13 protein-coding genes are annotated in these 20,933 nt (G+C 40.6%); 6 read left to right on the top strand and 7 right to left on the bottom strand.

The genetic code is table 11. The features are described from left to right. Positions 1-19 precede the first annotated feature (19 nt). From ACTB00_RS03425 to glgX, 3 genes are all read right to left on the bottom strand, one after another. Positions 20-1,390 (bottom strand): glutamate--cysteine ligase, encoded by a 1,371-nt coding sequence (locus ACTB00_RS03425; protein WP_463298546.1) that lies wholly within the window; start codon positions 1,388-1,390, stop codon positions 20-22. A 74-nt stretch (positions 1,391-1,464) separates the two neighbouring features. Next, the gene (locus ACTB00_RS03420) at positions 1,465-2,466 is read right to left on the bottom strand and encodes a glutamate ligase (RefSeq protein ID WP_463298545.1); all 1,002 of its coding nucleotides are present in this window, start codon (positions 2,464-2,466) and stop codon (positions 1,465-1,467) included. A 178-nt stretch (positions 2,467-2,644) separates the two neighbouring features. Continuing rightward, a complete protein-coding gene (glgX, locus tag ACTB00_RS03415; RefSeq protein ID WP_463298544.1) occupies positions 2,645-4,786 on the bottom strand; it encodes a glycogen debranching protein GlgX in 2,142 nt (713 codons plus the stop codon). A gap of 253 nt (positions 4,787-5,039) precedes the next feature. Between glgX and treZ the strand changes: the two genes are divergently transcribed. The 5 genes from treZ to treY are packed head-to-tail and all read left to right on the top strand — an operon-like array spanning position 5,040 to position 16,948. After that, positions 5,040-6,866 carry a malto-oligosyltrehalose trehalohydrolase gene (gene treZ / locus ACTB00_RS03410; RefSeq protein ID WP_463298543.1) on the top strand — a complete coding sequence of 609 codons (1,827 nt, stop codon included), beginning with the start codon at positions 5,040-5,042 and terminating at the stop codon, positions 6,864-6,866. Positions 6,867-6,872: 6 nt separating this feature from the next. Next, positions 6,873-8,864 carry an alpha-1,4-glucan--maltose-1-phosphate maltosyltransferase gene (locus ACTB00_RS03405; RefSeq protein ID WP_463298542.1) on the top strand — a complete coding sequence of 664 codons (1,992 nt, stop codon included), beginning with the start codon at positions 6,873-6,875 and terminating at the stop codon, positions 8,862-8,864. Between the two features lie 13 nt (positions 8,865-8,877). Continuing rightward, positions 8,878-12,198, top strand: coding sequence for a maltose alpha-D-glucosyltransferase (gene treS, locus ACTB00_RS03400; RefSeq protein WP_463298541.1), 3,321 nt, complete (start codon positions 8,878-8,880; stop codon positions 12,196-12,198). 32 nt (positions 12,199-12,230) lie between these two features. Continuing rightward, a complete protein-coding gene (glgB, locus tag ACTB00_RS03395; protein WP_463298540.1) occupies positions 12,231-14,249 on the top strand; it encodes a 1,4-alpha-glucan branching protein GlgB in 2,019 nt (672 codons plus the stop codon). 14 nt (positions 14,250-14,263) lie between these two features. Beyond that, positions 14,264-16,948: a malto-oligosyltrehalose synthase gene (gene treY / locus ACTB00_RS03390; protein WP_463298539.1), complete on the top strand. Its 2,685-nt coding sequence runs from the start codon at positions 14,264-14,266 to the stop codon at positions 16,946-16,948. 77 nt (positions 16,949-17,025) lie between these two features. Here the strand turns inward: treY and ACTB00_RS03385 are convergent, their stop codons facing one another. The 3 genes from ACTB00_RS03385 to ACTB00_RS03375 form a co-directional block, all read right to left on the bottom strand. Beyond that, positions 17,026-18,000 (bottom strand): hypothetical protein, encoded by a 975-nt coding sequence (locus ACTB00_RS03385; RefSeq protein WP_463298538.1) that lies wholly within the window; start codon positions 17,998-18,000, stop codon positions 17,026-17,028. Positions 18,001-18,104: 104 nt separating this feature from the next. Next, complete coding sequence (gene smpB / locus ACTB00_RS03380; protein ID WP_159522749.1) at positions 18,105-18,563, bottom strand: SsrA-binding protein SmpB; 459 nt, start codon at positions 18,561-18,563, stop codon at positions 18,105-18,107. Further along, the gene (locus ACTB00_RS03375; protein WP_463298537.1) at positions 18,553-19,137 is read right to left on the bottom strand and encodes a Yip1 family protein; all 585 of its coding nucleotides are present in this window, start codon (positions 19,135-19,137) and stop codon (positions 18,553-18,555) included. The genes smpB and ACTB00_RS03375 overlap by 11 nt, the downstream gene beginning before the upstream one ends. 59 nt (positions 19,138-19,196) lie before the next feature. Between ACTB00_RS03375 and miaA the strand changes: the two genes are divergently transcribed. After that, positions 19,197-20,123: a tRNA (adenosine(37)-N6)-dimethylallyltransferase MiaA gene (gene miaA / locus ACTB00_RS03370; protein ID WP_463298536.1), complete on the top strand. Its 927-nt coding sequence runs from the start codon at positions 19,197-19,199 to the stop codon at positions 20,121-20,123. 2 nt (positions 20,124-20,125) lie between these two features. Here miaA and ACTB00_RS03365 read toward each other — a convergent pair whose 3' ends face one another. Further along, a complete protein-coding gene (locus ACTB00_RS03365; RefSeq protein ID WP_463298535.1) occupies positions 20,126-20,866 on the bottom strand; it encodes an acyl-[acyl-carrier-protein] thioesterase in 741 nt (246 codons plus the stop codon). Between the last annotated feature and the right edge of the window lie 67 nt (positions 20,867-20,933).

Raw genomic sequence — 20,933 nt, 5'->3', positions numbered from 1 at the left:
ATACGTGTCGTTTTACTTTTTATTCGTTTGGACAACTTTGCAATTGCAACATCTGCCAATCATCCAGGAGCGCGGTTAAGTTACTATTATATTTGTTGTGGTAGCGATCCAACAACCTTTCAGCCTGAGTAATTCCACTTGCTGTAATTTTTCGAACCGGCTCAAGATATTGAGCTTCATCTTCTGAATTGCATATTACCGATCGACGGATTAGTCCGTCTACAGCAATTTGATATAGCTTTTTGGCTACTTCGCCAACATTAATATTTCCTGATGCTGCTTTTAGTCCTCGTTTTGGCACCTGACTTCTTACAGCCTGAATCGTTTCAATATCCCAGTCTGAGATCATTTTATAGGCTTCGTCGCGACTTTGTCCATCGTAAAGTAATCCGACCCAAAGAGCCGAAAGTGAGGCGATATGTGTGGCGCAGCTCGCATCGGCTCCACGCATTTCGATAAATTGTTTTAATCGAACATCCGGAAAAGCCGTTGACGTGTGTGTTTCCCAATCTTCCAATGTTGGCGATAGGCCATGCTTTCCGCCCATAAATTCGCGGAAGGTGATGCCATTGGCAGAGATGTATTTCCCATCACGATAAATGAAATACATGGGGATATCCAGCAAATAATCAACCCAGCGTTCAAATCCAAATCCTTCATCGAAAAGAAAAGGCAAGAATCCGCAACGATCCGGATCGGTGTCGTTCCATATTTTGGAACGGTAGCTGAGGTAACCATTGGGTTTGCCCGCCGAGAATGGTGAATTCGCAAAAATGGCGGAAACAATTGGTTGCAGGGCTTGCGCAATGCGCATTTTTACAACCATATCTTTTTCACTGTCATAATCGAGGTTAACTTGAATTGTGGCCGTATTGGTCATCATTTGTAAGCCTAAATTCCCTTTGGTTGGCATGTAGTTACGCATGATTTTGTAGCGTTCCTTGGGCATCCATGGCATATCCTCCAGCTTGGTTATGGGATCAATTCCCATCGGCAAACTGAAAAAATTGAGTTTTTGACAAATTACTTTCAGTTCCTCAAAATGCTTCTTCGTTTCAATATAGGTGTGGTGTATGGTTTTAAAATTTCGACCCGATAATTCGAACTGACCGCCTGGTTCGAGGGTGATTGAGGCACCATTTTTGCGCAACCCAATCAGGTGTTCTTGTTCCATAATGGGCTGCCAGTCATTTTGCTGCATGTGCTCCAAAATGGTACGGATACCTGTTTCCGAATTGTAGGTTAGTCGTTTAAAATCACCGATTTGAAAAAGGAATTTCTCGTGCTCGGTGCCAATACCCCAATCCTGAGGTTTTTTGTTTCCTCTTTCAAAGTACTCAACTAATTGCGATTTGTGCAATATTGCTATGTTACGTTCTGTTTCTGTCATCTAACAAGTGCTTTGCTTGCGTTCGGTTGATTGTTCTTATCAGAACCCGATCAATCTTGCGACTTTTATTTTATCTATTTTGAATTCAAAATACTGTCTAATACATATTTCTCTACCTGTCTGTTTTTTCCCTGATAGGGAAAATCGTGCATTGATAACATGGCTGGAGCATTTAGTTCTACCACAATATAATTCTTGGTTGAAGGAGTTTTCGTCATATCACCGATAATAATGTCGATACCGGCAATGTTCAAGCCTGCAGCTTGAGCTGATTTTACTGCCACGTCTTTGTAAAAGTCAGGCATGTCGTCAGTCACATCAATGCTGTCGCCCCCTGTGCTCAAATTGGAGTTATTTCTTAAATAGATTTTCTCTCCATCTTTCAAGATACTTTGGGGTGTTAGCGATAAGGCTTTTAAATGCCTGTATACTTCCTCGTCAATCGTAATCTTTAACAATGGATGGCGGTAATCGGTTCCCCGGCCTTTGTTTTTTTGATCAATCAATTGTTTGATGGTGGATTGCCCATCGCCGGTTACATTGGCCGGAACACGATAGGCAATGGCCCGAACTTTTTCATCAATGACTAAAAAGCGATACTCCTGCCCTTTAAAATATTCTTCAACAATGACTTTTTCAGAATGCGAAAAAGCGGCGCTGATGGCCAGTTGCAAATCTTCACGATTTTGAATATTCGTGCTGACAGCAATGCCATGATCGGTATCGGCAGGTTTCACTACTGCTGGGAAATTAATTGAATTTAATTGTTCCGGTTGATAATTTCTGGCCAACAAAATTCCGGAGGCCTGTCGAATTCCTTTCCTTTTTAAAAACTGACGACTCATCCATTTGTCGTTCGAAATCCAGTAAGCAATCAGGCTGTTGGCATCGGAAATGGTTCCCTCGTGGATAATGTATTCTTTGTTGTTGTACTTTACCGCGATGAGGTTGTTATCGGCATCAATAATCTCAAAAGGAAGATTGCGACGCAGAATTTCGGCAATGATAATCTGAGTCGTTGCTTCAAAATTCTCGTATCCTTCAAGTGGCTTGAAATTATAATTGCTGTTTTCCATTTCCTGAATCCCCCATTTATTGAAAGATCAAAATTAGGAATAACAACCGGAAAAAAGCCTTATCTCGGTCAGGTTTAGGAAATCGGTAATTCAGAATAAAATAGAAAGTACTTTCTTTGTAGTGTAATGTTCTGTTTGTGAGTGTTTTATTTTCGTGTTAAGATGTGTTTAAACTTATTTATTTGATATTTTTCAAAAGTGCGATGGATCGTCCGTTCAATTCAAAAACATTCGATACTTTGTTGTTTTTGGGATCAACATCATCCAGGTAGGAGTCAACAAGAACCTCCCAATCAGTGCTCAATCCTTCATGCGGAAGTGTAAATGAAATAGGCTCCCAGAAGCTGTTTACCAAAATCAGTAAAATGTCTTCGCCAAGCACATTCCCATTTTCATCTATTTCTTTCATCAGCTCACCATTAAGCAGCATACCCATTCCGCGAATAAAACTTGTATCCCATTCTTCCTGGCTCATGTCAATCCCATCCGTATTGATCCAACGAATATCTTTAATTCCTTCACCCTGGATGCGACGGTTCTTGAAATAACGACGTCGATGTGTTACAGGATGGTTGTTTCGGATATGGATAATTTTTTTTGTGAATTCAAAAAGCTTTTGTTGGTCTTCATCCCAATCCCAGTTCATCCAGGTTAGTTGGTTATCATGGCAGTACACGTTGTTGTTACCGTATTGTGTTCTTCCGTATTCATCGCCATGACTAATCATTGGGACTCCCTGGCTTAATAGCAAAGTCCCCAGAAAACTTCGTTTTCTTCGTTCCCGAAGTTGAATAACCTCTTTATCATCAGTGATTCCTTCAATGCCACTGTTCCAGCTGAGGTTGTGATCTTCCCCGTCCATGCTGTCTTCCAGGTTTGCATCATTGTGTTTGTTGTTGTAGCTGACCAGATCGTGTAAGGTAAATCCATCGTGTGCCGTTACAAAGTTGATGCTGGATGAAGGCATTTTTCCATTGTCTTCGTATAGGTCGCTGCTACCACTTAGCCGGAAAGCAAGTTCACTTACCTGGCTTTCATCTCCTCGCCAGAATTTGCGTACAGAGTCGCGGTATTTTCCGTTCCATTCGGCCCACAATACGGGGAAGTTTCCAACCTGATAACCTCCTTCGCCTAAATCCCATGGCTCGGCAATTAGTTTAAGCTGAGAAATAGTGGGGTCTTGATGAATGGTATCTAAAAAGGTTGACAGTTTACCAACATCGTATAGTCCACGTGCTAAAGTAGATGCCAGATCAAAACGGAAACCATCAACCTGCATGTCGTTAGCCCAGTAACGCAAACTATCCATTACTAATTGCAGGGTTCTCGCACTAAGCATGTTCAGTGTGTTTCCGGTTCCTGTATAGTCGGTGTAGTAGTATTTGTTTTCGGGTTCAAGGCGATAATAATTTTCGTTATCAATACCTCTGAAAGCCAATGTTGGACCTAAATGATTTCCTTCAGCAGTATGGTTGTAGACCACATCGAGAATTATTTCAATGCCAGCCTGATGGTAGGCTTTCACCATTTCTTTAAATTCAGTTACCTGATCTCCATGTGAATCGTACGCACTATATTCGCTATGTGGAGCAAAGTATCCAATGGAGTTATACCCCCAATAATTGTTCAACCCTTTATCGAGCAGGAATTTATTGTGTGCAAAATGATGGATTGGCATGAGTTCGATAGCCGTAATACCCAGTTCCTTGAAGTAGTTGATAATCTTGGGGTTTGCCAATCCTTTGTAAGTCCCACGTTCTTCCTTCGGAATATCAGGATGTTGGGCGGTAAAACCTTTGACGTGTAGTTCGTAAATGATCGAATTGTGCATCGGTATTTCAGGCTTTTTCACACCCTCCCAGTCAAATGTGGTATCAATCACCACACTTTTATTCATTTTGGCTGAACTGTCTTCAATGCTTTTTTTTGCATGCCCTTTTTTCGGAGCTGATTGAAACTGATAATCAAACATGCTATCATCTATTTCAGTCCGCCCGCTAATTGCTTTGGCGTAAGGGTCGATCAATAATTTCTGAGAATTAAAGCGCATGCCGGTTTTTGGCTGATACCTGCCGTAAACGCGGTACCCGTATAGCTGACCAGGTTTTATGTCAGGCAAATAAAGGTGCCAGACATAGTCCGTTACTTCATCAAAATCAACTTGTGCATATTCCTGTTCATCCTGAGGCGAATTAAAAAGACACAGTTTGATACTGGTTGCATTTTCACTAAAAATGGCAAAGTTAACTCCATTTCCATCATAAGTTGCTCCGAGAGGATATGGCTTCCCTGGTAAGACTTGCGATTTGTATTTTTTCATCTTGGTATATCAATTGATTAATACATAGGGTGAATAAGCTTATAAATGATTATTAAACCCAAATACAGGAAAAGCAGATAAAGAATCATGCCACAATCAATGAAGAGTGAATTCGCAGAATTGGGGTTTTGGAAGGACGTTTCCCTCTTAGGTAGGCACTTGCCCGATTTTAGGATGAAAATCCCAGTCGTTTATTGAAAGCCAATTTCGGTCTCGCTTTTGAGAATCTTAAAATACAAAATGATAGCACAATATGACAGAAAAAATAATTTTCCCGACGCGTCTGGAAAACAACGATTACAAGTTTACGGTATGGGCGCCTAAAGCCCGGTCGGTAAGGCTTCTGACTGAATCTCCGAAGTTCGAAATTACCATGAATAAAGAAGAGTTTGGCTATTGGTCATCAATCGTTTCGGACATTGATGCCGGCACCCGCTATAGATATGAACTGGATGGTAATAATAGTCTCCCGGATCCGGCTTCACTTTCACAACCCGATGGCGTGCACGAAGCTTCGGAAGTGATAGATATTCATGACTTTAAGTGGACTGATGATGAGTGGGTAAATGTTCTTCTTGATTGCATGATTCAGTATGAACTGCATACAGGAACATTTTCGCAGGAAGGCACATTTGAAGGAATTATTACTCGTTTGGACTATCTCAAGAATCTGGGAATCAATACGATTGAGCTGCTGCCAGTGGCACAGTTCAGTGGCTTGCGAAACTGGGGATACGATGGGGTGTATCCATTTGCAGTGCATGATGGGTATGGTGGCGCCAAGGAGCTGATGAAATTAGTCAATACATGCCATCAAAAGGGGATAGCTGTAATTCTTGATGTGGTTTACAATCATTTTGGACCAGAAGGAAATTACGTGTCGAATTTTGGCGACTACTTTTCGGGAAAATATTCTACACCTTGGGGAGAACCGTTGAATTTTGATGACATAAATTCGGATGAGGTTCGCAATTATTTTTTACAAAATGCATTAATGTGGTGTCGTGATTTTCATATAGATGGACTAAGACTGGATGCTGTTCATGCAATTTATGATTTTAGTGCTGAGCATATTATGACACAATTGGCAGGGAAGTTGGAACAATTAAGTCAACGAACACAAAAACCCTACTATTTGATTGCCGAGTCTAATCTAAATGATGTCCGCTATATTTCACCTTACTCGGCGGGAGGATACGGATTAAACGGTCAATGGTCAGACGATTTTCATCACGCTGTACACGCATTGGCAACCAACGAAAGAAGAGGGTATTATGAAGATTTTGGCACTCCGGAACAATTGTCTAAAGCGATCAAACAAGCGTTTGTTTTTGATGGAGAGTATTCAAAATACAGAAAGAAAACCTACGGAAATTCAACAAAAAATAATAGCGGTGAGCAGTTCGTAATTTTCAGTCAAAATCACGATCAGGTTGGAAACCGGAAGCATGGCGAACGACTGATTTCGCTTAGTAGTTTTGAGATGGCCAAGCTTGTTGCCGGATGCATGTTTGTATCTCCAAATGTTCCGATGCTTTTTATGGGTGAAGAATATGGCGAGCGAAATCCCTTTTACTATTTCGTGAGTCACCTGGACGAAGAGCTCAACAGGTTGGTAAATGAAGGTCGGAAAGAAGAGTTTAAAACTTTCTTTGATGACAAAGGGGAAGCTCTTGATCCGGCTTCAGAAGAGGCTTTTGAACGGTCAACGCTTTCCTGGGATATCGAGCAAAAACCGGAGCGTCAATCGATGTGTGCTTATTATAAAAAGCTGATTGAGTTGAGGAAAAATCATCCGGTACTGCAAGTTCCGGATAAGGACAAATTAACGATTACCGAAAAAGGAAAAGGGTTTACACTGCACCGATGGCGGGGCGATCGCCAGATTTTAGTATTCATGAATTTTGATCAGAATGATACAGAATTGGAAGTTCCATTTAATCAGTCTGGTAATATGGAAAAGATTCTCGATTCCACTTCAATTAAGTGGAATGGCAAGGGGGAAACCAGCCCACAAAAAATAATAGCGGGCGAAACAATTAAAGTAGCAAAAGAAGCAATTCTAATATATTCAAATTAAGCAACTATGAATGGTCAACAACGAGTAATTATTGAAAGTATAAAACCGCAAATTGATTGCGGGGCGTTTCCTGTAAAGCGCGTAATAAACGACAAGGTAGAAGTTAGTGCTGATATTTTTTGCGATAGTCATGATGTGTTGAGTGCTGAAGTCTTGTTTCGTTTTCAGGGAGAAAAGGAATGGCATATTGCGGCAATGGAGCATCTGCTGAACGACCGATGGAAAGGAGAATTCACTGTTTCGAAACTTGGGTCGTATACTTATTCGGTGCAGGCGTGGGTTGACCATTTCAGATCGTGGCATCGCGATATTTTGAAACGGATTGACGCCCAAACAGATTATTCCGTTGATTTGTTAATTGGTGCAGAAATTATAGCGGAAGCACTTCAGAATAATTCAAAAATTAGTGCCAAAGAAAAGGAATTTCTGAAAAATGTAATTCAGGATTTTCAAACTAAAGATAAAGCTGTAGAGGACAAAATTGACGTCATTTTAAGTCAGCGCCTTTATCAGGTTATGACTCAATATCCGGTAAAAAAGCATGTTTCGCTATATCCCAAGGAGTTTGAAGTAAACGTTGAGCGCGTCAAAGCAAATTTTAGCAGTTGGTACGAGGTTTTTCCGCGTTCGCTGGGGCTTGATGAAAAGCATGGAACATTTAATGATGTGGTTAATTTTTTACCCTATGTAGCCAATTTGGGATTTGATGTGCTGTACTTGCCGCCTATTCATCCGATTGGTGAAACCAACCGAAAAGGGAAAAACAATAATGTTACCGCCGAGCAAGGAGAGCCTGGATCACCTTGGGCTATTGGAGGAAAGGAAGGCGGGCATAAAGCGATTCATCCGGAACTGGGAACGATGGACGACTTTGAAAACCTGGTTCAGGAAGCAGCTGGAGAAGGAATTGATATTGCGATGGATGTGGCATTTCAGTGTTCACCGGACCACCCTTACGTGAAAGAACACCCAGAATGGTTTAAGCAACGACCCGATGGTAGTTTACAATATGCCGAAAATCCACCAAAAAAATATGAGGACATTTATCCTCTAAACTTCGAAACTGACAATTGGAAAAATTTATGGGAAGAGTTGAAAAGCGTCTTTTTGTTTTGGATTGAGAAAGGGGTGAAAATATTTCGGGTTGATAATCCCCACACAAAATCGATGCAGTTTTGGGGATGGGCTATTCAGGACATCAAAAAGGAACACCCGGATGTGATTTTTCTGGCCGAAGCTTTTACCCGCCCCAAAGTGATGAATAACTTGGCGAAGCAGGGATTTACGCAATCGTACACCTATTTTACGTGGCGAAATACAAAATATGAAATTACCAAGTATTGTAAAGAGTTGGTGAATTCGGATGCACGAGATTTTTTCAGACCAAATTTTTGGCCCAATACGCCTGATATTTTACCGGAGTTTTTACAGGTTGCCAACCGTGCCGGCTTTATCCAGCGTATTGCACTGGCAGCTACTTTAAGTTCCAATTATGGTATCTACGGTCCGGCCTACGAGCTAATGGAAAATACACCTACTCTTCCGGGAAAAGAGGAATACCTCAATTCAGAAAAATATGAAATTAAAAATTGGGATCTCAATAAGCCCAACAATCTCGGGAAAATTATAAAGAGACTCAATAAAATTCGGCATGAAAATGAAGCCTTGCAAAATACGCATAGCCTGAAGTTTCATGATATTGAAAACGAGGCTCTGGTTTGCTACAGTAAAACGACTGATGACCTAAGTAATATTATTTTGGTCGTTGTTAGCCTCGATCCGCATCATACGCACTCCGGTTGGGTGCGATTTCCTCTGGAAGAGTTTGAAATGGACGAACACACTCCATTTCAGGTGCACGACTTGTTGAGTGGTGCTTTCTATTTATGGAATGGCGACCACAACTATGTAGAAATTGACCCGGGTATTATGCCGGTGCAGATTTTTAAGGTGCGGAGAAAAGTCCGTTCAGAGAAAGATTTTGACTACTTCATGTAAAAACTTAACTATTATGGGAAACGAAGATAATAAGCGATGGTACAAAGATGCCATTATTTACCAATGTCATGTGCGTTCATTTAAAGATAGCAATGGAGATGGAATTGGCGACTTTCGAGGATTGATTGAAAAACTCGACTATCTGCAATCGTTAGGGGTCAATGCAATTTGGTTGCTTCCGTTTTACAAATCGCCGTTGAAAGATGGAGGATACGATATTGCTGACTTCACCAGTATTCATGAAGATTATGGTACGATGGCCGATTTTAAGCGCTTTATTCGCGAAGCGCATAAAAGAGGATTACGCGTAATTACCGAGCTGGTTTTAAATCACACGTCAAGCGATCATAAATGGTTCGAACGAGCCCGACGGGCAAAGCCCGGAAGTGCTTACCGTGACTTTTATGTTTGGAATGACAACACGGAAAAATACAAAGATGCCCGGATTATTTTTCAGGATTTCGAGATATCAAACTGGTCATGGGATCCGGTAGCAAAAGCCTATTATTGGCACCGGTTTTACTCACACCAGCCGGATCTGAATTTTGATAATCCGAGTGTGCACAAAGCCGTAACCAAAGTACTGGACTTCTGGTTTGAAATAGGAGTGGATGGCTTACGATTGGATGCCGTTCCGTATTTGTATGAACGGGAAGATACCAATTGTGAAAACTTGCCGGAAACGCATCAATTTCTAAAAAAACTTAGAACTCATATTGATGAGAAATACGACGATAAAATGTTACTGGCAGAAGCCAACCAGTGGCCTGATGATGCCTCAGAGTATTTTGGTGAAGGCGATGAGTGTCACATGAATTTTCACTTTCCATTAATGCCGCGTTTATACATGTCGATGCGCATGGAAGACCGTTTTCCTCTGATCGATATTTTAGAGCAAACACCGGAAATTCCGGATTCTTGCCAGTGGGCAATTTTCCTGCGTAACCACGATGAGTTAACCCTTGAAATGGTGACAGATGAAGAGCGGGATTACATGTATAAAGCGTTTGCCCAAAATCCAAAACAACGAATAAATCTTGGAATTCGCCGACGATTGGCTCCTTTGCTTGATAATGACCGGAAGAACATTGAGCTGATGAATATTTTATTATTCTCAATGCCGGGAACACCAATTATATACTACGGCGACGAAATTGGGATGGGTGATAATTATTACCTGGGCGACCGCGATGGTGTTCGCACACCCATGCAGTGGACCTCCGATAAAAACGCCGGTTTTTCAAGCGCGGAACCACAGCGCATGTTTCTACCCGTAATTTTTAATCACGATTATCATTACGAGTCTATCAATGTCGAAAACCATCAGAAAAATCCGTCATCTCTACTTTGGTGGATGCGTCGCATAATCGAAAAACGGAAGGAATACAAGGCTTTTAGCCGGGGAAATATCGAGTTTATCGATACGAATAATCCTAAAATATTAGCCTTTACCCGAAGTTTCGAAGAAGAAAAAATATTGGTGGTGATTAACCTGTCCCGATATTCTCAGCAAGCACAACTTGATCTTTCTGAGTTTGAAGGATACACGCCCGTGGAGGTGTTTAGTAGAAATGAATTTGCTCAGATTAGTGAAGATCCATATATGTTTCCTTTGCAGTTCAAAAACTATTTTTGGTTTGAACTAACGAAACCCCAGGAAGACGAACAGCTTGAAGGTCTTTCACCGGAATTCAGTATGTCATTAACATCGGCCGACTGGAACAAGATGGACAAGAAAACGAAGGCCTCACTTTCGAAGTTGCTTAAAGAGTATATGAATAAAAGCCGTTGGTTTCGAGGAAAATCAAAGCGAATTAAAAAGATTGCGATTAGTCAGACCATCCCGGTTACCAATAATGAACTGAAATCGTATATTCTGCTTGTTGAAACCCAATACATCGAAGGTAAGGATGAACACTATGTTATTCCACTTTCTATTGCAACCGGAGAGCAGGTTTTCGATATCAAGCATAAAACTCCCGAAGCAGTGGTCGTTGATGTCGATGTGGATGGTCACGAAGGTGTCATGTTTGACGGTTCGTATGACAAGGAAGTACGAGACAGTATTTTTAGAATTATTTATCAACGCGGAAAGATTCGCAATCAAAGTGGCTCAATCGTTGGGCTCCCGGGTAAAAAGTTAAATGCAAAAGTACAGAAAGATAAGCTTCCGTTGCCTTCAAAAGTTTTGGCAGCCGAGCAGTCCAATACTTCTTTCTTGTACCAACATGACTTCTTTTTCAAAATGTACCGTAGCCCGGAAGAGGGAAATAATCCGGAGTTGGATATTATAAAAACCTTGTCTGAAAATACATCTTTCAAAAATTTCCCGAATTACGCTGGTACCTTGGAGTATCGTGCTGCGGGAATGGATAATTTGCCGTTGGGGATAATGGTTGATTTTGTTCCGAATGAAGGAAATGCCTGGGAGTTTACCCAGTCTTCGATCGAGCGATACTTCGATCGGGTTTTATCTAGTAAAGAAGAGTTAATGGCAGGATACTCCGAGAAGAATGATCTGATTGATCATGTCGGTGCGGAGAAAATGAAGGACTTGCTCGGGCCATTCTTTGTTGAAATGGTTGAATTGTTAGCTCAGCGAACTGCCGAAATGCACGTGGCACTGGCTTCTGTTAAAAACAAGAAAGATTTTGTAGAAGAACCTTTCTCGTTATTGTATCAAAAGTCTTTGTATCAATCGTTCCGAACGCTAATTAAGCAAACGATGAATGATATCAAATCGTCGAAAAAACAGCTGGATGATGAGCAGCAAGAGTTGATTGATGATATCATCAAAAATGAGCCACTTTTGCTGAGTACGATTAAAAAGACTCTGGAAAAGAAGAAGATCCATTCTTCAAAAATAAGGGTGCATGGCGATTATCATCTTGGTCAGGTTTTATTTACAGGAAAAGACTTCATGATCATTGACTTTGAAGGAGAGCCTACCAGATCGCTGACTGCTCGTAGTTTGAAATACTGTCCGTTTAAAGATGTCGCCGGAATGTTACGTTCGTTCCATTACGCGATTTATATGTCGCAATTGGAGAGTAAAACCAAGATTGCCGGCAACACCGAGTTTATTCAGCCGTGGCTTGAGGCTTGGTATAAAGTGGTTCACGATATTTTTATCAACAGCTATTTAAAAACAGCTGGCGATGCTTCGTTTATTCCATCAGAAGAAATCCAGGTACACAATCTACTTTCGGTTTACACCATTGAAAAGGCAGTTTACGAAGCCGATTATGAATTCAATAACCGACCCGACTGGTTACATATTCCGCTAAACGGGCTGAAGAAAATATTAAATGACCTCGTGGAATCGAATCAATAATTTGAATTTGAAAATCAGAAAATAACATAGAAATGAGCGCAAAAAAAAATATATCTTCAAAAGCAAAAAATAAAGAGCCGGTTGCCAAGCCAAAAGTTAAACAAGTGTCAAAAGAGCAACCAACTCAAAATAAAAAATCGTCTGTTTGGGAATTTGACGAATTTTTAACCGAATATGATATTTACCTTTTTCGCGAGGGGAAGCATTTCTCCCTTCATAAAAAGCTTGGGGCACATCTAATAAGTCATGAGAAAACGAAAGGCACTTTTTTTGCCGTTTGGGCTCCCAATGCAAAGTCAGTTTCGGTAATTGGCGATTTTAATGGTTGGAACCGGGAGTCCCATCATTTGAAGTTGAGGGAAGATGAATCGGGGATTTGGCAAGGATTTATTCCTTTTGTTGGCAAAGGTGAAGCATACAAATACTTTATTTCATCGAAATACGATGACTATAAGGTTGAAAAGACGGATCCCTTTGGTAAGTTTAGCGAAGAGCCTCCAAAAACAGCTTCGGTTGTTTGGGATTATGGGTACGACTGGGAAGATGCTTCCTGGATGAAAAAGAGAAAAAAGAACAATGCGCTAGATAGTCCGTTTTCGGTTTACGAGGTGCAGTTGGAATCCTGGAGACGCAAACCGGAGGAAGATATGCGGCCACTCAATTATCAGGAATTGGCAGAGGAGTTGAGTGCATACGTTAAAGAGCAGGGATACACACATATTGAACTTCTGCCGGTTACTGAATATCCGTTTTCAGGTTCGTGGGGATACCAGGTTGTTGGTTTCTTTGCACCGACCAGTCGGTTCGGAACCCCCGATGAGTTTATGCATTTTGTTGATGTGATGCACCAAAATGATATTGGTGTGATTATCGACTGGGTGCCATCTCACTTTCCCGGCGACCAACATGGGCTCCATTTTTTTGATGGTACTTATTTGTTTGAGCATCAGGATCCACGAAAAGGATATCATCCCGACTGGAGTAGTTATATTTTCAACTACGGACGTAGTGAAATCCGAAATTTCCTGATTAGCAGTGCACATAGCTGGCTGGAAAACTTCCACGTTGATGGAATTCGCGTTGATGCAGTAGCGTCGATGTTGTACCTCGACTACTCACGAAAAGAGGGAGAATGGATTCCAAACGAACATGGAGGTCGTGAAAACCTGGAGGCGATTTCCTTTTTGAGAGATTTAAATGAGTCGATCTATACGAGCTTTCCGGATGTCCAAACTATTGCTGAGGAATCGACTGCCTGGCCAATGGTTACCCGTCCGGTTTATACCGGCGGACTAGGATTTGGTATGAAATGGAATATGGGATGGATGCATGATACGCTGGGTTATTTTCAGCGCGAACCAATTCACCGCAGCTACCATCACAACCAGATGACTTTTAGTATTATGTATGCTTTTAATGAAAATTTTATGTTGTCGCTTTCGCACGATGAGGTTGTTCATGGTAAAGGCAGCTTGATTGAGAAAATGCCGGGCGATGTTTGGCAAAAGTTTGCGAACCTCCGTGCAATGTTTGGTTTCATGTTTGGTCATCCTGGTAAAAAACTTCATTTCATGGGTATGGAAATCGGCCAATGGAAAGAATGGAACTACAAAACCAGCCTCGATTGGCATTTACTCGATTACGATACGCATTCGGGATTACAATTTTTCATGAAAGATTTAAACAGTGTGTATAAGCGACATCCGGCTTTGTATGAGCAGGATTTTACACCTGATGGGTTTAAGTGGATTGATGCTAACGATTCGACAAACTCCATCCTTAGCTTTGTTCGGTATGATAAAGAGCGAAAACAGCATGTGTTGGTTGTCGCGAATTTTACACCTGTACCACAATATAACTATCGGATTGGAGTCCCTGATGATACAACGTGGGTCGAAATACTCAATAGCGATGCTACTCAATATGGCGGAAGCGGAATGGGGAATTTTGGCGGTGTAGAAGCCAACCCGGTGGCATATCACGGTGAAGAGCAATCCATTAATATCATGATACCACCATTGGGAGTAGTGTATTTTACTCAGGAATTATAGAATCATTAAAGTTTATGACAACATATAACCCCAGATCAACCTATCGTCTTCAGTTTAATAGTGATTTTAGCCTGACGGATGCAGAAAATATTATTCGGTATCTGGATAAAACAGGAGCTAAAACAGTTTATGCGTCTCCTGTTTTTCAGGCGGTGCAAGGAAGCATGCACGGATATGATGTGACGAATCCATTAAAAATAAACGCTGAAATTGGAACAGAAGATGACTTTGGACGAGTGATTGATAAGTTGCATGCCCGAAAAATGGGGTGGATTCAGGATATTGTACCAAATCATATGGCTTATTCGCCTCAAAATCCGTGGATTGCTGATGTGTTGGAGCTTGGAGAGGAATCGGAGTATATTGATTTTTTCGATATTCAACTTCGTCATTTTAAAGATCAGACGAAGGGAAAGCTGATGCTGCCTTTTTTTGGACAGAAGTTAGAAATCCTAATTGAAAACAAGGAGCTTTCGGTGGAATACAGTGAAGCGGGATTTCAACTGAAGTACTATGAGAATACTTACCCGGTGTCGAAAAAGGCCTATCCGGTTTTGTTGAATCCAATGAAAGAGGCACGTATTCCGATCGATATACACGAATGGTTAATAGAGAAGGATAACTTGCCATGGGATCGTGCCAAGCAAAAGCTGTTCGCTGCAAGTAAACAAGAACCTGAGGTGATTCGCCATATCACTCACTGCCTATCGATTGTGAACTCCAATTCGCAGAAAATGATGGAGGTAGTGGACCAGTTGTTTTACCGGCCAACCTTTTGGAAGGATACGGAAGAAATGATCAATTATCGCCGTTTCTTCACCATCAACAGCTTGATTTGTGTGAATATTCAACACGAAAAAGTTTTTGATGCCACACATCAAATGATTGCTGACTGGATCAAGAAAAAGCTGGTAGATGGAATTCGTGTCGACCATATTGATGGATTGTTTAATCCGTCGGAATACCTGGGTCGCTTGCGAAAACTGGCAGGAGAAGATACACACCTTACGATTGAGAAAATTCTGGAGAAAGATGAAAAGCTTCCGGCCGGTTGGCCAATTGAAGGAACGACAGGATACGACTTTTTAGCATTGGTGAACAACTTACTGACCAATCCTGAAAAGGGATCAGTTTTTTATTCATACTACAACAACTGGATTAAAAAGACGGATGAATATCGGGATGTTTTTCACAAGAAAAACCGATTTATTCTGTACAACCGCTTTAAAGGTGAATTAATCAACTTGACTCAGGAATGGCGCTCAATTAGTGCTGCTTTAGGAATCCCGCTACAGGAAGAGAATGCGCAGCGGGCGCTTGGCGAGTTTTTAGTGTTATGTCCCGTTTATAAAATCTACCAGTCACCCTCCGTGTTCTCCAACACCGAGATAGAAGAAGTTAATTCTATCATTAATGCGGCAATAGCTGGAGGCAAATCAGAAAAGGAAGAATTGGAGAAGCTACGAAACTTATTTCAGTTAAAAAATATTGACAGGGAGAGTGAGCGAAAACAAATTGATACGTTCTTTCGGCATTGTATGCAATTTACGGGTCCATTGATGGCAAAGGGAATTGAAGACACCGCCTTTTATTCCTATAATCCATTCATTGGTCATAACGAAGTTGGAGACTCGCCCGGTTTTTTTGGAATTCGAACTGAAACTTTCCATCAGCTGATGCAAGAGCGGCAAACAAAAGAGCCATTGACGTTGAATGCCACTTCAACCCACGATACCAAACGGGGAGAAGATGCCCGCGCACGATTAAATGTGCTGAGTGATGTTCCCGAAAAATGGATTGAAGCCACAAAAGATTGGCGCATTTTGAATAAGAAGTTCAAGATTTTTGAAGACGAACGAGAAATGCCGACGGCCAATGATGAATACTTTATCTATCAGGTATTGTGCGCACATTGGCCCATGAGTGGTTTATTGGATGAGACATTTATTGATCGTTTGACCGAATATTTGATTAAAGCGCTGCGGGAGGCAAAAGTCAACTCATCATGGAGTGATCCTGATGAAAGCTATGAAACAGAAACGATCCAATTTGTGCGGAATATTTTGTCAGAAAAGAGCGATTTTCGGGAAAGTCTTCGTGCTTTTATTATAGATATTATACCGCATGGGATCGTTAATTCGTTGACTCAGCTGATTTTAAAAAATACATGCCCCGGAGTTCCCGACACCTACCAGGGCTGCGAACGCTGGAACTTGAGTTTCGTTGATCCGGATAATCGTCAGCCGGTTGATTATGCACATTTAGAAAGTGAGTTGGATGAGATGATTCGGAATAGTGAGGCTGACAAACTTAACTTCGCGGATCGGTTGATGCAGGAACCTGAAAGTGGCCGGATTAAGCAATGGATTACTTACCTGACCTTAAAAGAACGGAAGGACAATGAGAAGCTTTTTCTGGAAGGGAGCTATGTCCCGCTCGAGGTAGAAGGGAAATACAACAAGCATTTGATTGCTTTTTACCGGCAGTACGAAGGCACTTATTTTTTAGTGATACTTCCGTTGAATACGGCAGCATTGCCAACTAATTGCAATTGGGAGGATACATGGATATTAATGCCGGAATTAAAGGTGCTTGACTGGCAAAATTTATTATCGAATGAATTCGTAAAAAACACCAATAAACTTGAGGCCAGTAGAGTTTTTATCCGCACTCAATTTGGTTTGCTTCGGGGAGTATAACCAGAACATACAGGTTTGTCTGCAAACAAAAATGGCTGTCGAATAAGGACAGCCTTTTTGTTGTTTCTATAATCCGACTACTCTTTTTCCATATTTGGGATGTTCATTGAGCCGATATTGGTGATTTTGTAATTGCCCATGCTAAATTTTTTGTTGGCATTGGTATCAATATCCGTTACTTTCATAATTGAACGCTCCCCGGTTTTGGTATTTTCCGATTCTGCTTCCATGACAAAGCCCCACGGCATTTCGTTCGAATACTGAGCAGATTTCATGATTGTTCCAAAAAAATCACGGGTAATGATATCAACATCCTGACTAATCCAGAAATTCGATTTGGTTTCTTCTTCCGGGTTATCGTATCGGTATTCTTCGCATTGATATCCTTTAATGGTCTTTGTTTGTCCGGTCTTTTTTACATAGGGATTCATGGCAATATTGTCCGGCACATCTTCATCTTCAAGCTCCTCATAATCGTCCATGTCAAAGCCCATTCCCAGAGCACCTGCTCCATCAAACCCATACACGATGCCATTTTTCTCACCATCTTCATCAGTTAGAATGATCATGGCCTTATTTTCAAAATCCATGATAAATAAGCCTTGTCCCTTTTCTTTCATATCTCCGTTAACAACCTGATAAGCAAAGTTTTTACCATTCGGATCGATGAAGGTGATAAATTCGCCGTCGCTATCTTTTTTACCGTTCTTTTTATACGATTCAAAATGCATTTGCAATTTTGAGTCAAAGGAATAATCATCTTCGATTGAGACAGGTTCGCCGGACATGCCCAGACCTTTCATCATTTTCTGCATGCGTTCATTTTGCCTGTCACTATTATTTTCATCCTTGTTTTCTTCTCCTTCAAAAACTTTATCTAAATTTTTGTCAACCTCTTCGTCAACTTTGTCGTCAACTTTTTTTTCTACCTTTTTCTCAATCTTATCCTGAACTTTTTTGCTCAATTTGTTTAAAAAGCCTTGGGCTGAAGTAGGTTCAGATAATGATAGAAAAAATAGAATAACCAGAATTTGGGGTAAATATTTATGCATAGCACAATAAGTTTTTAGTGTTTAAAATTTAATATGCTACAAGTTACAACAATCCTAATAATGGTTGCAAATAATTAGAAGAGTTTTTTGTCTTATATAAAGGATTAAAACTTCATGGCTCGATCCATGTCGCGCTTTGCATCTTTTTCCTTTAAGGTTTCGCGCTTGTCGTGTGTTTTCTTTCCTTTTGCCAGACCGATTTCGAGCTTTGCCAAACCACGGTCATTTAGGAACATGCGAAGGGGAATTATAGTTAATCCGCTTTCTTTTATCTTTTTTTGCAGCTTGTCAAGCTCCTTTTTATTCAAAAGAAGTTTGCGATCACGACGAGATTCATGGTTGTTGATATTTCCAAAGTCATATTCTGAAATATTCATATTCACCACATATAGCTCATTTCTTGTGAATCGGCAATAAGCTTCGCCTACCGAAGCCTTTCCGTTTCGGATTGACTTTATTTCTGTTCCAACCAACTGCACGCCGGCAACAAACTTTTCTGAAATTTCGTAATCGAAATAAGCTCGTTTGTTCTTAATGTTTATATGTTGTTTTTTATGCACCATATCCGTAAAAGGCTTGAAGTAATTTCCAACTAAATACGTTCAAAATTATGAAGATAAGAAAAACCAGGAGCAAGGCAATTAATATGTAACGATTCTGATTTTCGGGCGGTAAATTCAGGCTTTCTTTTACACCCTGAAAAAATAAGAAGACTCCGTAAAGGCCTAAAATACCGATGACATATAGTCCGGGAAATAATCCGGTGATAAACGATACTGCTAAAAAAGGCAAGAACGAATAAGCTACAAGCCGACTAATCGCGTTCTGGTCTTTTTTTCCTCCAAAACTAGTTAGCAATTCATTCAACACATAAACCGAAACGTAGTACTGAAGGATATAGCTTATTACTTCGCGGGCCGCTTTTGCAATTGCATAGCCAAACAAAAACTCGCTGCTGAAAATCACTTCGCCTAAAAATACACCTGTGCCAACCAGTAGCACCAATGGAAGGAAATAGTCTTTAAAAGTTGTTTGAGTTGAATCTTCACTTTTTTCATTTTTCCAAACCTTTGTTGGTTCAATGATCACACTGCTACATGTTTGAAAAAGCTGACGATATCGTTGTTTAAAATCCATAATCTCTGGTTTTGCGTTACAAAAATACATTAATTTGTAAACCCTAATCATAAATGTCGATGAATCAACGAAAATATCATATGCTGACCATACTTGGTCCAACAGCTTCGGGTAAAACAACTGTTGCGGCGCACGCAGCTAAACTGCTTGGCGGAGAGATTATTTCGGCAGATTCAAGACAGATTTACCGCGGCATGGATCTGGGCACTGGAAAGGATTATGAAGATTACGAAGTGGATGGACAACAGATTCCCTATCATTTGATTGATATTGTTGATGCAGGATTTGAATACAATGTTTATTTATTTCATAATGAATTCTTAAAAGCCTTTAATGAGATCAAAGCAAAAGGTAAATTCCCAATTCTTTGTGGGGGGAGTGGACTTTACATTGAAGCTGTTTTAAATAATTATAAACTCATACAGGTTCCTAAAAACCTGGAGTTACGCAGTCAGTTGGAAGATAAAAGCCTGAAAGAGTTAGCAAAAATTCTGGAGGTGATGAAACCTGAATTGCACAATACAACTGATACGGAAAATCATCGCCGGGTGTTGAGAGCCATTGAAATTGAAACTTACATGCAGAATAACCCGGAGCTATCTGATGACATGCCACAAATCAACAGTTTGGTAGTTGGTGTGAAATTTGACCGCGAAAATCGCCGAAAACGGATTACTGAGCGGTTAAAACAACGCCTGGAAGATGGTATGCTTGATGAAGTACAACGTTTACTTGACAAAGGGTTGAAACCCGAGCAGTTGACTTATTATGGGTTGGAGTACAAGTATCTGACTCTTCATTTGATAGGCGAAATTTCATACGATGAAATGTTTACAAAGCTCGAAATTGCAATTCACCAATTTGCCAAGCGGCAAATGACCTGGTTTCGACGTATGGAAAAACACGGAACTCAAATTCACTGGTTGGATGGATTTATGCCTTTGGAGGATAAAATTCTAAAGATCAACGAATTGCTCAACTCGTAAAACTAAGCTTTACGAGCTCGCCAATGCGTATCCATGCAGCACAATGGCAGTCCGTCACTTTCCCGAAAAATTGTCGATTTATAATGTAAATCATCAAGCTTTTGTGTGTCAACACCTAGTTGATCTCCTGCCATCCCCTCTTTGAGATAGTTAATCTCGAGGCTCGCCAATTCATACTGATTTAAGAAATCGATTCCCAGACAATCCAAAATACGCTCCAGGTACTTTACACTGTTGAAATGCTTGTTGACATCTAAATCGCTAAACAATACAGGTCGATAGCTTAAGCCTTCTGATGCCTTGGGTGGTTTAATTCGTTTGGGATTTCGACAGGGCTGCGATTCATTCAGCCGAGGAAACGTATCCATAAATTCACGAAGTCTGACAATGCGTTTGGTTTCCACATCCAAAATTAACCAGGCTGAACTTGCTTTAAGTAATACCTCTTTTTGGGCTCTTTCTATAATAAACTCGCGATAGGCATACATTCCATCAGTGCCTGCCGACCAGGTGTTTAGCGTAATTTCTTCTTGCCAATCCGGGTATCGTTCGAACTCGAAATAAACTCGCGACAACACCCAGAACATGTTATTTAGTTTTAAATTGTCGTACCCCCAATCCATTACCTGAGCATGTTTCCAGGCTGCTTCAAGCATCATATTAAATAATGAAGTAACCGATGCTTTAGCGTATTGGTTGGTGTGATATGAACCTATGGTATAATCTTGAATGAATTTTTTCATTTGTTGTTGAGGTATTTTTTAAACCTTTCGACAAAAATATTGTTCAGTTTTGAAAATAAAGAAGCTT

The sequence above is a fragment of the Sunxiuqinia sp. genome (assembly GCF_055140945.1).
The sequence above is the reverse complement of the archived record's forward strand: the minus strand, read 5'-3'. Positions and strand labels throughout refer to the sequence as shown.